The organism is Embleya sp. NPDC020886 (assembly GCF_044333915.1).
In the GTDB taxonomy this organism is placed as follows: domain Bacteria; phylum Actinomycetota; class Actinomycetes; order Streptomycetales; family Streptomycetaceae; genus Embleya.
In genome coordinates this window covers 111915-126119 of record NZ_JBIRRX010000018.1, presented here as the reverse complement: position 1 = coordinate 126119, position 14205 = coordinate 111915, and the positions used below count along the sequence as shown (strand labels likewise).

Sequence of the window (14205 nt, the reverse complement as noted above, 5' to 3'; positions counted from 1 at the left end):
CAAGGATCATCACCGCGATACGACGAATCGGCCCCACTCGCGAAGATCGCGAATGGAGCCGATTCCGAATCCCTGCCGGATCAACGGTGTCCGACCGCGCTCACCCGGAGCAGTCGCCGCCCCGCCCGATTGCGGTCACGCGGTCACCCGTCAGTCCACCACCGGCGGAGCCGACGTCCGGTTGCCCGTCCACGTCTCCTCCTCCTCGTGCAGGTAGTCCGCGCGCTGCCGCCGGTTGCGCTCGTCGCGACCGCCGCCCGCGCCCATCCCACCGCCGCCGCGCATGCCCGCGCCGCGCGCACCGCCGACCTGGCTGCCCGCGCCCGCTCCGGGCCGACCGGCCAGGCCGCTGCCGCCGGAGGAGAACTGGCCCGAGGCGCCCGCGGTACGCGGGGTGCCGCCGACCACGCCACCGCTCTGCCCGGTGAACCGCCGACCGCCGGCGCCGCCACGCGGGCCGGTGCCGGGGGGGTTGTTCTGGCCGGTGCCGCCGCCGGTCGGGCCGCGCCCGGTCGGCTTGCCTCCGGTGAGACCCTCGGTGTTCGAGGTCATGTTGGGACCGCGCCCGTTGTTCAGCGGATTCGAGGTCAACTGCGCCTTCGAACCACCGGACTTGCCGGGCGGGAAGCCACCCGTCTTGCCGCTGGGCGGGAATGCGTTGGTCTTGCCACCGGGGAACATCGGCAGGCCGTTGGGCAGCCCCTGCTGGCCACCGGGGGGCGTGCCGACAGGACCCTGCCCCGGAGCGATCGGACCGGGATCGGGCAACGTCGCCGGGCCGTTCTGGAACGGGCCCGTGCCGAGCAATCCGGTGTCCTTCGGCGGCACATACCCGCCGCCGCCGGCGGCACCGGCGACCGAACCGACGCCGCCCGGACCGACCGAGCCGTCGACCTGGTTCGTGCCGCCGTCGCCCGAGGGACCGTGGCCGGGGATCAGCGTGCCGCCGTCCTTGCCCACCCCGGTCTTGACCGTCGAGTAATTCGAGGTCCGACGACCGCCGTTGGTCGTCCCGCCGCCACCGCCGTGCGACACGGTCGGCAGCGCGGGCAGCGGCGGGAAGTCGACCGCCGGCGCCTTGGCCAACGTCTCGGTGGTCACCGTGTAGGTGCTGCTCAGGCTTTCCATCCGGCGGATGGCTTCCTGACGCGCCTTCTCCAGCTCGGTCTTGGCGGAGGCCACCATCGCCTTCTTGTCCGGGGTGTCCCCCGGCTGGCAGACCAGCCGCTTGTCGCCGTTGCTGTCCACGATCATCTTGGCGTTCGCCGGCACCTCCGGCATGGTCAGCAGCGCGAAGCTCAGCTCGCTGCCCGCGTGGTCCATCGCGGTGCCGACCGCGCCCGAGTGCTGGGCGAACTTACGGGTCGCGACCATGACCTTGCCGGTCCACTCGCGAAAGCTCTCCGCCGACTTGCCGGTCCACTCGAGACGACTGATCCGCGTCTCCAGCGCCGTCGTCAGCGTCTCCAGCGTCTCCTTGGCGTCGAGCAACGCCTTACCCGATGCCGTCAGTTCGGCAGGTCGTGCGCCGTCGATCATGCCCTTCAGCGCTTCGTGCGAAAAGTCCTCGAAGTTGGTGGGTCCGCTTCCCCACCCGCCGCCACCGCCACCGCCATCCAGCATGTCGTCACCCCGTCCCCGTAGTTCCCGTCACGTCGAATCTCGAGCCGCTCAGGGCTTCTTCGCCGGCGGTGCGGGAGCCGGCACGTTGTTCGCGTAGTCCTCTTGCAGTGACTTGTACTTGGCGGTGAACTCCGCCTCGTTGCCCTCGTACGTGCCCTGCACGTACTGGATGGTCATCTGCATCGCCTCGATCTGGCGCTTGAGCTGGGTCGACAGGTCGATCAGCTCCGAACGCACGTCGACGTACGCCGACCACAGCCTGATCGCTTCCCCGAAGTTGCCCGAGGCGTCGAGTTCGACGCGGTTGTCGACCAGCTTGTGCGGTGCCGCCGTGGACGCGTCGAGGTCGTCCAGAGCACGCTGGACGTCCTTCTGGAACTGCCGCATCGATTCCAGCCCGGCGGACATCGCCTGCATGTCCGACGCGGAGACCCCCGTGGGTCCGCCGTCCCCGATATCCGCTATGAGCATCTGCCACACTCCCCCGTGCGTGGAGCCGATACCTCACCCCGTCACCACGCAGCTAGTTACCAACGCGCCGCACGTTGCCCCGTTTGCCGAGGCGGCGCATCGCGGCACACCCGTATCAGTGTCCCCAGACTACATAGCCGATGTGACCGATGGGTACGGGGTAACCCTCGGATCGGCCCTGCTCCGGGTATCGATCGGATGAACCATCGCGGCCCGCATCACCCGAAACATCGGCTCGTTGAAGCCGCCTCCGGCCGCCGCCAAGGCCGCGGCCCGCGCTACTCGGTCTCCTCCGCGAGTTCGAGCCAGCGCATCTCCAACTCGTCCCGCTCGTCCCGGATCGCGCGCAGTTCGGCGTCCAGCGTGGAGACCTTGTCGAAGTCGGTGGCGTGCTCGGCCAGGCCGTCGTGCACCTTCTTCTCCCGATCCGCCAGCTTGGACAACTGCCGCTCCACCCGCTGGAGTTCCTTCTTCGCCGCCCGGGTGTCGCCGCCACCGCGCCGGGTCGGCGCGGCGGTTGCCCCCGCCTCGACCGCGTCCCGGCGACGCTTGAGGTATTCCTCGATGCCGCCCGGCAACATCCGCAACGTGCGGTCGCCCAGCAGCGCGAGCACGGTGTCCGTGGTGCGCTCGATGAAGTACCGGTCGTGGCTGACGATCACCAGCGAACCGGGCCAACCGTCCAGCAGGTCCTCGAGCTGGGTCAGCGTCTCGATGTCCAGGTCGTTGGTCGGTTCGTCCATGAACAGCACGTTCGGCTCGTCCATCAACAACCGCAACAACTGGAGCCGGCGCCGCTCGCCACCCGACAGGTCGGAGACCGGCGTCCACTGCTTCTCGCCGGTGAAGCCGAACTGCTCGCACAGTTGACCGGCCGTCATCTCCTTGCCCTTGCCGATCTCGACCCGCTCGCGGATCTGCGACACCGCCTCCAGGACCCGCAGCGTGGCCGGGAGTTCGGCGACCTCCTGGGAGAGGTAGGCGAGCTTGACCGTACGACCGACCACGACCTTGCCGGCGGCCGGCTGCTTCTCCTCGTACGCCGCGTCCTTGAGCGCGCGCAGCAGCGAGGTCTTGCCCGCGCCGTTGACCCCGACCAGGCCGATCCGGTCGCCCGGGCCCAGGTTCCAGGTCAGGTGCTCCAGCAGCGTCTTGGGGCCCGCCTCGATCCGCACGTCGAGCAGTTCGAAGACGGTCTTGCCCAGCCGCGCGTTGGCGAAGCCGCGCAGCGCCTGGGTGTCGCGCGGCGGCGGCTCGTCCGCGATCAGCTCGTTCGCCGCCTCGATCCGGAACTTGGGCTTGGAGGTACGTGCGGGCGCGCCGCGCCGCAACCAGGCCAGCTCCTTGCGGACCAGGTTCTGCCGCTTGGTCTCCTCGGTGCTCGCGATCCGCTCGCGCTCGGCCCGGGCCAGCACGTACGCCGAGTAGCCGCCCTCGTAGTCGTGCACCCTGCCGCCCTGCACGTCCCACGTGCGGGTGCAGACCTCGTCCAGGAACCAGCGGTCGTGGGTGACCACGACCAGCGCGGAACGCCGGGTCTTGAGATGGCCGGCCAGCCACGCGATGCCCTCGACGTCGAGGTGGTTGGTCGGCTCGTCCAGGATGATCAGGTCGTGCTCTTCGATCAGCAGCTTCGCCAGCGCGATCCGGCGTCGCTCACCGCCGGACAAGGGGCCGATCACCGAGTCGATGCCGCTCTCGAAGCCCGGCATGGCCAGCCCGCCGAACAGCCCGGTCAGCACGTCGCGGATGCGCGCGTCGCCCGCCCACTCGTGCTCCGGACGGTCCCCGACGATCTCCTGGCGCACGGTCGCCGCCGGATCGAGGTCGTCCTGCTGGCTCAGGATGCCCAGGCTGAGCCCACCCACGTGGGTGACCCGGCCGGAATCGACCGGCTCGCGCTGGGCCATCACCCGGATCAGCGTGGTCTTGCCGTCCCCGTTGCGGCCCACGACCCCGATCCGGTCGCCTTCGGCGACGCCGAGGGACACCTCGTCGAGCAGGGTGCGCATGACATACGCCTTGCCGACTGACTCAAGATTGACCAGGTTCGCCATCAGACCGAACCGCCATACCGCAACGCTCGCATTCGACCAACTCTAACGGTCCGCGCTACACCGTGTTCTCGCGCTCCACCGGAACGACCCGACGCGGCAACACCCGGGCCCCGGGCACCGCGCCGAACGCCACCCGCGCGGCCCGGCAGGTGCCCGATTCGATCAGCCGCTCGGCCACCACCTGCGCGGTATCGCGGTCCGGCGCCAGGAACGCGCACGTGGGCCCGGACCCGGACACCAACGAGCCGACCGCCCCCGCGGCCATCCCCGCGGCCAGCGTCGCGGCCAGTGCGGGCCGCAGCGACAGGGCCGCCGGTTGCAGGTCGTTGACCAGGCCGGCGCCCAGCGCGTACGCGTCGCCGGCGCGCAGTGCGGCGATCAGCTCCTCACGCGGCGCGGGCCGCTCGACCCGCACGCCCGCCACCTCGCGCAACCGGTCGCACTCGCCGTACACGGCCGGCGTGGAGAGCCCACCGTCGGCCAGCGCGAACACCCAGTGGAACCGCGCCGTGGTCGGCACCGAGGCCAGCCGCTCGCCGCGCCCGGTGCCGATCGCGGTACCGCCCAGGTCGGAGAACGGCACATCGCTGCCCAACTCCGCGCCCAGCCGGCGCAACATCTCCCGAGGCGTGTCGCCGCGCCACAACGTGTCGCACGCGAGCAGCGTCGCCGCCGCGTCCGCACTGCCGCCCGCCATCCCGCCCGCGACCGGAATGCCCTTGCGAATGTGGATCCGCACGTTCGGCTCACGGCCGAGCCGGTCGGCCAGCAGGATCGCCGCGCGCGCGGCCAGGTTGCCGTGGTCCAGCGGGACCTCGTCGATGTCCTCGCCCTCGCAGGTCAGGCTCAGCCGATCCGCGGGCGTGACGGTGACCTCGTCGTACAGGGACACGGCGTGGAAGACGCTGACCAGCTCGTGGAAGCCGTCCGGCCGCACCCCACCGACCGCGAGCTGCAGATTGACCTTCGCGGGAACACTGACGGTGACGGAAGACACGGCGCGTGGAACTCCTTCGTGGCCCTGCCAGGCCTCTTCGGACGGGTGCCGTGCGAACTCCCCGGCACCGTCGCCGATGGTATCGACGGCGGCAGCGTCCCCTCCGTCGCGGGTCAGTCGCGGGGCTCGTTCGGGCGATCGCCGGGCTCGTTCGGCGCGGCCTCGGCGGCTTCGCCCGGCGAGGTGCGACCGGTCGGGTCGGGGCGGTGCTCGGCGATCCTGGCGAACGCCTCGACACCCAGTGCCTCGCCGCGCGTGCGCGGATCGATCCCGGCCGCGCGCAGCGCCTGCTCGGCACCCGCGGGGGAGCCGGCCCACCCCGCCAGGGCCGCCCGCAGCGTCTTGCGGCGCTGGGCGAACGCGGCGTCCACGACGGCGAACACCTCCTGGCGGGTCGCCGTGGTCTTCGGCGGCTCGCGGCGCACGAACGAAACCAGGCCCGAGTCGACGTTGGGCGCCGGCCAGAACACATTGCGCCCGATCGCACCCGCGCGCTTGACGTCGGCGTACCACGCGGCCTTGACCGACGGCACGCCGTAGACCTTGCCACCGGGCGTCGCGGCGAGCCGGTCGGCCACCTCGGACTGCACCATCACCAGGAGCCGGTCCAACGACGGGAAGGTCTGCAACATGTGCAGCAGTACCGGCACGGACACGTTGTACGGCAGGTTCGCCACCAGCGCGGTGGGCGCCGGGCCGGGCAACTCGGTCACCGTCATCGCGTCCGCGTGCACGAGGGCGAAGTCGGCCGCCCGTTCGGGCATCCGGGCCGCGATGGTGGTCGGCAGGTGCCGGGCGAGCACCGGGTCGATCTCGATCGCGACCACGCGGGCGGCGCTCTCCAGGAGGGCCAGGGTCAACGAACCGAGTCCGGGGCCGATCTCGACGACGACGTCCTCGGGCCGCACACCGGCGGTGCGCACGATGCGCCGCACCGTGTTGGCGTCGATCACGAAGTTCTGGCCGAGCTGCTTGGTCGGGCGTACACCCAGGGCCTCGGCGAGCGCACGGATGTCCGCGGCACCGAGCAGTCCCGGTCCCGCGGGAAGATCACTCACGAGTAGAGCCTACTGCCGCACAGCGGCCACGGACTCGACCCGCGCTGGACGAACATGAGCTTTGCCCGATATGTCTGTTCCGATGCCGGTGCCTGACTCGCCACCCCGGTACCGCCCATCGACTGCCAGGTCTGCGCGTCGAACTGGTAGAGCCCGTGATAGGTCCCCGAGGCGTCCACCACGTTGGCCCGGCCGCCCGACTCGCACTGCGCGAGCGCGCCCCAGTTGAGCTGGTCCGCCCCGGCCACCGAGTTGGGCATCTCCTTGGTACCGATCTTGATGAGCTGGTTGACCGGCTCCTTGACCACCTTCTCGGAGACCTTGCGCGGCTCCTGCCGGACCCCGTTGATCGTCTCGTACGAGTAGGTGATCTGACGCAGGCCGGTCTCACCCTTGGTGACGACCGTGTCGGTCCCCTTGTACTGGGTCGGGTCGTCCTGCTTCGTGGTCTTGAACGGGATCTTCTCGTCCTTGGTCACCGTGCTGCCGGTGACCCGCAGGATCGAGACGGTCTGCCCCTGCTGGGGGTAGGAGTCGGTCGGCGTGTCCACCCGGTCCTGCGGCCCTATCGAGATCCCGGCCTGCTCCAGCGCGGCCTGCACGGTCTGCGCGTTGGTCCGCAGCGGGATCGTCTTGCCGTCCACCAGGAAGGTGATCGCCCGCTCGGTGCGCACGTCCAGGTTGAGGCCCTGCCGACCGATCGGCAGATCCCGGGAGACCGACAGGTACGCGCCGTCCGCCCGCACGCCGACCTGCTCCAGCGCCTCGGCCACCGACTTCGCGGTCACCCAGACCTGCTGGGGTCGGCCGTCGACGGTCATCGTCAGCAGTCGGCCGTAGCGCACCGCGACCCGGTCGCCGTCCTCCAGGCTCGCCTTGCGCCCGGGCGCGACGATGTCGTGCTCGCCGACCTTGATCTCCTGGCGGCCGAGCAGCCCGGAGACGTCCGAGGCGAAGGTGTGCACGGTGCGCTCCTCGCCGTCCACGACGAGCGTCACCGTCTTGTCGTAGGCGACGAAGGCCGTGGTGCCGCCGACCAGGACGGCGACCACGAGGGCCTGGGGAACAAGGGTGCGCAGCGAGGGTCCGGGGCGACTGCCGCCCCGACCCGCCCGGGCGGTGTTGCGCCTGCGGGCGGAGCCGGCGGAACGACTCAACGGTGCTCCTGGGGGATTCCGAGGGGGCTGGTCCGGGGGTGTTCTCCGGAGGCCGGGCCGCTGTTCCACCCGACGAGCATCGGACTGTACACGGGCGCGGACCGGGCGCCGCCCGTCCCCCGGTCGTCCGGGTGACGGGCGGTCGCGGCGAGCAACTACGCGGGGGCGAAGGTACGTTCGGCGTTGGCCGCGAGCGCGGCGGCCAATTCGTCCTCGGTCAGGCCCTTGACCTCGGCCATCGCGCGCACGGTGATCGGCACCAGGTAGGGCGCGTTCGGCCGACCGCGGAAGGGCACGGGGGTCAGGAACGGCGCGTCGGTCTCGACCAGGAGCAGGTCGATCGGCGCGACCACGAGCGCGTCCCGCAGTGGTTGCGCGCTCGGGTAGGTCACGTTGCCCGCGAAGGACATCACGTAGCCGAGTTCGGCGCAGGTCTTCGCCATCTCCGCGTCACCCGAGAAGCAGTGGAAGACCACCCGTTCCGGTGCGCCCTCCTCGGCCAGGATCCGCAACACGTCCGCGTGCGCCTCGCGGTCGTGGATCACCAGCGGCTTGCGGTGCCGCTTGGCGATCTCGATGTGCCTGCGGAAGGACTCCTGCTGCGTGGCCACGCCCTCGTCGCCGGTGCGGAAGTAGTCCAACCCGGTCTCGCCGACCCCGCGCACGTGCGGCAACGCGGCCAGCCGGTCGATCTCGGCGATCGCCGCGTCCAGGGCCTCGGCGCCCCCGGGCGCCCGACGCTGCCCGGACCAGCCGTCCGGGTCGCCGAGCACGATCCGCGGCGCCTCGTTCGGATGCAGTGCCACCGTCGCGTGCACCCGCTCGTGGGCGGCGGCGGTCTCGGCCGCCCACACCGAGGACGGCACGTCGATGCCCACCTGGACCAGCGTCTCGACGCCGACCGCGGCGGCGGCCGACAATGCCTCGGCCGGCGTCGTCTCCTGCAGGTCCAGGTGCGTGTGGGCATCCCACACCGGCACCCGCAGTGGCTCGGGCGCGGGCGGCGCACTGGTGTCGCGGGCTCCGCCGTCCCGGCGCTTGCGCTTGCTCAAGGGTCAGGCGTCCTTCTTCTCTTCGAGGCGCGGGAACAGGATCGCGCCCTTGGTGACCGTCGCCCCGGCCGGCAACTGCCCCCAGCGGCCCGCGTCCTGCACGTGCTGCGCGGCCAGCGGGCCCAGCTCCGGCTCGGCGCCGAGCGAGTCCCACAACTTCTGCGCGGTCGCCGGCATCACCGGGTTGAGCAACACGGCGAGCGCGCGCAGCGACTCGGCCGAGGTGTACAGGATCGTGGCCAGCCGCGCCCGCCCCTCGGGGCTGTCGTCCTTGGCCACCTTCCACGGCTCCTGCTCGGTGATGTAGCCGTTGACCAGCTTCACGTAGCCGAACACCGCGTCCAGACCGGCCTGGAAGTCCAGCGCCCGGACCCGGTCGTCGGCGAGCGACACGGTCTCGATCAGCGCGCTGTGCAGGGCGCCCTCGGCGTCCCCGTCAGCGGTGGAGGCGGGCAGCGTGCCGTCGAAGTACTTGCCGACCATGGCCGCCACGCGCGAGGCGAGGTTGCCGAAGTCGTTGGCCAGCTCCGAGGTGTAGCGCGCGGAGAAGTCCTCCCACGAGAAGGACCCGTCCTGGCCGAACTGGATCGCCCGCAGGAAGTAGTAGCGGTAGGCGTCCACCCCGAAGTGGTCGGTGAGTTGCTGCGGCGAGATGCCGGTCAGGTTCGACTTGCTCATCTTCTCGCCGCCGACCATCAGCCAGCCGTTCGCGAACACCCGGCCGGGCACCGGCAGGCTGTTGGCCATCAGCATCGCGGGCCAGATCACCGCGTGGAAGCGCAGGATGTCCTTGCCGACCAGGTGAACGTCCGCCGGGAAGGTGCCCTCGAACTTCGCCTCGTCCGCGCCGTAGCCGACCGCGGTGGCGTAGTTGAGGAGCGCGTCGATCCACACGTAGATGACGTGCTTGGGGTCCCACGGAACCGGGATGCCCCAGTCGAACGTGGACCGCGAGATGGACAGGTCCTGCAGGCCCTGCCGGACGAACTGGAGCACCTCGTTGCGGGCCGAGGCCGGCTGGATGAAGTCCGGGTTGGCCTCGTAGAACTCCAGCAGGCGGGGGCCGTACTCGGAGAGCTTGAAGAAGTAGTTCTCCTCCTTGAGCATCTCCACCGGGCGCTTGTGGATCGGGCACAACTTCTGCCCGTCCTCGCCGTCGAGCAGGTCGCCCGGCGCCTTGTACTCCTCGCACGCCACGCAGTACGGGCCCTCGTAGCCGCCCTTGTAGATCTCGTCCTTGTCGAACAGGTCCTGGACGAACTCCTGGACCCGGTCGGTGTGCCGCTTCTCGGTGGTGCGGATGAAGTCGTCGTTGGCGATCTCCAAGTGCTCCCAGAGGGGCTTCCACGCCTCCGTGACCAGCTTGTCGCACCACTCCTGCGGAGTGACGCCGTTCGCCTCGGCCGTGCGCATGATCTTCTGACCGTGCTCGTCCGTGCCGGTGAGGAACCACACCTTCTCGCCGCGCTGGCGGTGCCAGCGGGTGAGCACGTCGCCTGCGACGGTCGTATAGGCGTGGCCCAGGTGCGGGGCGTCATTTACGTAGTAAATGGGCGTTGTGACATAGAACGCCTTCTCGCGCTCGCCCGCAGTGATGTCAGTGGTTCCAGTGGCCGCCATACCCGGAATCCTACGGCCGGCGTGACGGCGCCCGCCCCCGAGTATCGGCGGGGGCGGGCGACGACGGGCGTGCGGCCCGAAGCGGGCTCAGGCGGAGCGGTGCAGCGACGGCAGGTGCCACCGCGAGGCCCCGCGCGGGGCGGGCACCTCGGCCGCCTTGTCGGCCTTCGCGACCTTGACCGGCTTGACCGGCTTGACCGCCTTGGTGGGCCCGACCCCGGAGCCGCGGGTCACCGAGGTGACCCGGCCGGCCGGGAGTATGCGCAGGCGGGTGCCCTCGCAGTGCTCGCAGGCGGGCTTGGTGAACGGGGACGGGACCAACGCCCCCTCCGAGTAGTAGCGGCAAAGTCGCGAACCGTGCAGATCGGTCGCGTGGTGAATCTCGTAGTCGCGCTCCCACCCTCGACCACACGACAAACAAACGAAGGCGTAGGACTCGTGCACCACCGTCGGGTTCTCCATGACGACCTCCTCACACGGGCGCGCCCACCGACTGGTTCAGGGGGCTTCCCGTGACCGGTATCCATGGAATGCCCGAACGGGGCCTTCCGTATCGGCACATACGGTTCCTTGACGGGCGCCAACACGGAATATGGATAACCGGAAAGACTCATCACCCAATCGAGTGCAGTGCCGTACCTGCCCGTTGCGTGCGCTTGACCGTCCGTCCACCTCGATCCGCGCGGGCCCGAATCGACGCGAACACGCTGCGTCGCAGCCCTCGCACGCAGCGTTCCGAAGCCGTCTGCACGCGTCGCGGGTCAGCCCTTCTTGGCCGCGACCACCGCGTCGAACACCACCCGCTTGGGCACGCCGACCTCCGCGGCCACCGCCGCGATGGCCTCCTTGCGCGGTTGGCCGGCGGCCTCGCGCCCGGCCACCCGCTCGACCAGCTCGGCCGGGCCGATCTTCGAGGGGTCGGCGGGCGGCGCGCCGGCGACCACGACGGTGATCTCGCCCCGCACCCCCGGCTTCGCCCACTCGGCGAGCTCGGCCAGGGTGTCCCGGCGGACCTCCTCGTAGGTCTTGGTGAGCTCGCGACACACCGCGCCGCGGCGGTCGGCGCCCAACGCCTCGGCCATCGCGGCGAGCGACTCGGCGAGCCGGTGCGGTGCCTCGAAGAAGACCATCGTGCGCGGCTCGGCGGCCAGCTCGGCCAGCCGCCGCCCGCGCTCGCCCGCCTTGCGCGGCAGGAACCCCTCGAAGCAGAACCGGTCCACCGGCAGACCGGACAACGCGAGCGCGGTCAGCACCGCGGAGGGTCCGGGTACGGCGGTCACCCGGATGTCCTCGGCCACCGCCGCCTCCACCAGCCGATAGCCCGGGTCGGACACCGACGGCATGCCGGCGTCGGTGACCAGCAACACCCGCTTGCCCTCGCGCAGCGCCTGGACCAGTTCCGGCGTGCGTGCCGCCTCGTTGCCCTCGAAGTACGACACGACGCGCCCGGGCACCTCCACACCGAGCGCGCCGGCCAGTCTGCGCAGCCTGCGGGTGTCCTCGGCGGCCACCACCTGGGCCGTGCCGAGTTCGACGGCGAGCCGCGCGGGCGCGTCGTTCACGTCACCGATGGGGGTGCCGGCCAGTACGAGTACGCCGCCCTGAGTGCTCTGCTCTTCGTGTTCCACTGCGCCATCCTCCCCTTTGCCGCGCCCCGGTCGGTCCGCGCGTCAATACGATGCACGGGTGACGAGTGACGTGGCGACCGATCAGCCGACCCGAAAGCACCCCCCGGAGGGGGCAGCGGAGTCCCCCGGCAGCTCCGGGCCCGCACGTCCGGAGCCGCGCGGGTGGGCCTGGTCGCTGGCTCGATTCGGCTATCGGGATCGGCCGCCGACGTCGTTGCGCGAGCGGTTGGTGCCCTCGTACACCGACAACAGCCCCTACACCGGCGGCGGCTGGCTGCCCTGCATCCTGGTCACCCTCCTGGCCGGCTTCATCCGGTTCTGGAACCTCGGCAAGCCGCGGGCGGTGATATTCGACGAGACGTACTACGCCAAGGACGCCTGGTCGCTGCTCAAGCTCGGCTACGAGGGCACCTGGCCCAAGGAGGCCAACGACCAGATCCTCGCCGGCCGGACCGACACCCTCCAGACCCAGGGCTCCTACATCGTCCACCCGCCCATCGGGAAATGGACCATCGCACTGGGCGAACAACTCTTCGGACTGACCCCCTTCGGATGGCGCTTCGCCCTCGCCGTCCTCGGCACCCTGTCGGTGCTGATGTTGTGCCGCATCGGCCGCCGACTCTTCCGCTCCACCCTCCTGGGCTGCGTCGCCGGCCTGCTCATGGCCCTGGACGGCCTGCACTTCGTGATGAGCCGCACCTCGCTGCTCGACCTGGTCCTGATGTTCTGGATCCTCGCCGCGTTCGGCTGCCTGCTCATCGACCGCGACGACAGCAGAAGCGTCGCCGCCCGCATGTTCGAATCCGGCCCCGACCCCGCCCGCGCCGCCTCCATGAAACTCGGACTCCGCCCCTGGCGCGTCATGGCCGGCATCTGCCTCGGCCTGGCCTGCGGCACCAAATGGAGCGGCATCTACGTCCTCGCCGCCTTCGGCATCCTCACCGTCCTGTGGGACGCCGGCACCCGACGCGCCTGCGGCGCCCGCCGCCCCTACCGCGCCACCCTGCGCCACGACGTACTCCTCGCCTTCCTCGCCACCGTCGGCATCGCGGTGGCCATCTACACCTGGTCCTGGACCGGCTGGTTCACGACCGACGGCGGCTACTTCCGCCACTGGGCCGACGACCGCTCCGGACTCTCCCCCGACGAGGTACTCGGCATCCCCCTGCCCCAATTCGGCATGTCCTGGGTACCGGCGCCACTACGCAGCCTGTGGCACTACCACGCCGAAATGTGGTCGTTCCACACCGGCTTGGACAGCCCACACCCGTACCAGTCGAACCCGTGGAGCTGGCTGGTCCTGGGGCGGCCGGTCGCCTACTACTTCGAGACCGTGCACCAGGGCACGGCCGGGTGTACCGAGCAGGACTGCTACCAGACCGTGTTGGGCATCGGGACGCCGCTGCTGTGGTGGAGCGGCGTGATCGCGGTCGGCTACCTGCTCTTCCGCTGGGCCGGCCGCCGCGACTGGCGCGCAGGAGCCATCCTGTGCGGCCTCGGCGCGGCCTACCTGCCCTGGATGGCCTACCAGCAACGCACGATCTTCCTGTTCTACGCCGTCGCCTTCGTCCCGTTCCTGTGCCTGGCCGTCACCATGATGCTCGGCGCACTCCTCGGCCCACCCGACGCATCCGAACGACGACGCGCCTGGGGCACGGCGGGCGTGGTCGCCATCATCGCCCTGATCGCCTGGAACTTCCTGTACTTCTATCCGATCTTCACCGGTGAGACGATCTCCCGCAGCGGGTGGCTGGATCGCATGTGGTTCAGCACCTGGATCTAGCGTGCCGACGCCGATCCCGTTGCCGATCCCGTCGTCGATCCCGAGAGAGGCTGCGCCGGTGTCCGTCGCGCGAGAGCAGGACATACGCAGGCGAGCCATCGAGGCGACCCGCGAACTGGCCGCGGCGGGCGGCTACGACAGCGTGCAGATGCGCGACGTGGTCCGCCTGTCCCGGCTCTCGTCGGCGACCATCTACCGGCACTTCTCCTCGAAGGACCACCTGCTCGCGGCCACCCACCTGGAGTGGATCGCGGCACTGGAACGCAGCGGCGCGGCCCGGCCGGACGGCGTCGATGCCGCGGAACGGGTCTGCGCGATCCTGCGCGCCACCTGCCGCACGATGGCCCGCCACCCGCGGCTGACCGCCGCGCTGATCCACGCCCTCGGCTCGTCCGACCCCGGCGTGGGCGACTGCCACCGCGAGATCAACCGCATCATGAACGACATGTTCCGCACCGCGGTAGCCGACGAGATCGCCGACGCCGACGAGTTCGTCCACCTGCTCGGCATCGCCTGGGAAGGCGCCCTCTTCAGCTGGGCCTTCGGCCGCATGTCCATGACCGAAGTCGAACAAACCGTAACCCGCTCCGCCCGCCTCCTGATCCTCGGCACCACAGCAGAACCCCCCACGCCCTAGCCTCCAACCCCCAAGGCCCCAAAACGCACACCCAGGTAGACAACCCCACTCAGCCCGTCCGGCGTTTGAGGACACCCCAAGCCCCACAAGACGCACGCACACCCGGGCAGCAACCCCCATCA

At 70.6% G+C, this 14205-nt stretch carries 12 protein-coding genes; 2 read left to right on the top strand and 10 right to left on the bottom strand.

Annotation, left to right across the window (positions count from 1 at the left end; genetic code table 11):
- Positions 1-150 precede the first annotated feature (150 nt).
- The 10 genes from ACH4U8_RS39620 to rsmI all read right to left on the bottom strand — a co-directional run bounded on the left by ACH4U8_RS39620 (position 151) and on the right by rsmI (position 11663).
- A complete protein-coding gene (locus ACH4U8_RS39620; protein ID WP_395782958.1) occupies positions 151-1623 on the bottom strand; it encodes a WXG100 family type VII secretion target in 1473 nt (490 codons plus the stop codon).
- Positions 1624-1671: 48 nt separating this feature from the next.
- Positions 1672-2094 (bottom strand): hypothetical protein, encoded by a 423-nt coding sequence (locus ACH4U8_RS39615; RefSeq protein ID WP_360308410.1) that lies wholly within the window; start codon positions 2092-2094, stop codon positions 1672-1674.
- 278 nt (positions 2095-2372) lie between these two features.
- Complete coding sequence (locus tag ACH4U8_RS39610; RefSeq protein WP_360308875.1) at positions 2373-4154, bottom strand: ABC-F family ATP-binding cassette domain-containing protein; 1782 nt, start codon at positions 4152-4154, stop codon at positions 2373-2375.
- A 52-nt stretch (positions 4155-4206) separates the two neighbouring features.
- Complete coding sequence (locus ACH4U8_RS39605) at positions 4207-5148, bottom strand: 4-(cytidine 5'-diphospho)-2-C-methyl-D-erythritol kinase (RefSeq protein WP_360308407.1); 942 nt, start codon at positions 5146-5148, stop codon at positions 4207-4209.
- A 113-nt stretch (positions 5149-5261) separates the two neighbouring features.
- Entirely contained in the window at positions 5262-6206 is a 945-nt protein-coding gene (gene rsmA, locus ACH4U8_RS39600; protein ID WP_360308404.1) for a 16S rRNA (adenine(1518)-N(6)/adenine(1519)-N(6))-dimethyltransferase RsmA, read from the bottom strand.
- Complete coding sequence (locus ACH4U8_RS39595; protein WP_360308401.1) at positions 6203-7363, bottom strand: ubiquitin-like domain-containing protein; 1161 nt, start codon at positions 7361-7363, stop codon at positions 6203-6205. Before ACH4U8_RS39595 ends, rsmA begins: the two co-directional genes overlap by 4 nt.
- 155 nt (positions 7364-7518) lie before the next feature.
- Positions 7519-8415: a TatD family hydrolase gene (locus ACH4U8_RS39590; RefSeq protein ID WP_395782956.1), complete on the bottom strand. Its 897-nt coding sequence runs from the start codon at positions 8413-8415 to the stop codon at positions 7519-7521.
- Positions 8416-8418: 3 nt separating this feature from the next.
- Positions 8419-10035 carry a methionine--tRNA ligase gene (gene metG / locus ACH4U8_RS39585; protein WP_395782954.1) on the bottom strand — a complete coding sequence of 539 codons (1617 nt, stop codon included), beginning with the start codon at positions 10033-10035 and terminating at the stop codon, positions 8419-8421.
- Between the two features lie 87 nt (positions 10036-10122).
- Positions 10123-10497, bottom strand: coding sequence for a hypothetical protein (locus ACH4U8_RS39580; protein ID WP_360308392.1), 375 nt, complete (start codon positions 10495-10497; stop codon positions 10123-10125).
- Positions 10498-10796: 299 nt separating this feature from the next.
- Entirely contained in the window at positions 10797-11663 is an 867-nt protein-coding gene (rsmI, locus tag ACH4U8_RS39575) for a 16S rRNA (cytidine(1402)-2'-O)-methyltransferase (RefSeq protein WP_360308389.1), read from the bottom strand.
- A gap of 58 nt (positions 11664-11721) precedes the next feature.
- On the opposite strand from rsmI, the gene ACH4U8_RS39570 reads away from it, so the two are divergent.
- The gene (locus tag ACH4U8_RS39570) at positions 11722-13446 is read left to right on the top strand and encodes a dolichyl-phosphate-mannose--protein mannosyltransferase (protein ID WP_395782952.1); all 1725 of its coding nucleotides are present in this window, start codon (positions 11722-11724) and stop codon (positions 13444-13446) included.
- A 58-nt stretch (positions 13447-13504) separates the two neighbouring features.
- Positions 13505-14083 carry a TetR/AcrR family transcriptional regulator gene (locus ACH4U8_RS39565; protein WP_379990645.1) on the top strand — a complete coding sequence of 193 codons (579 nt, stop codon included), beginning with the start codon at positions 13505-13507 and terminating at the stop codon, positions 14081-14083.
- Positions 14084-14205: the final 122 nt, after the last annotated feature.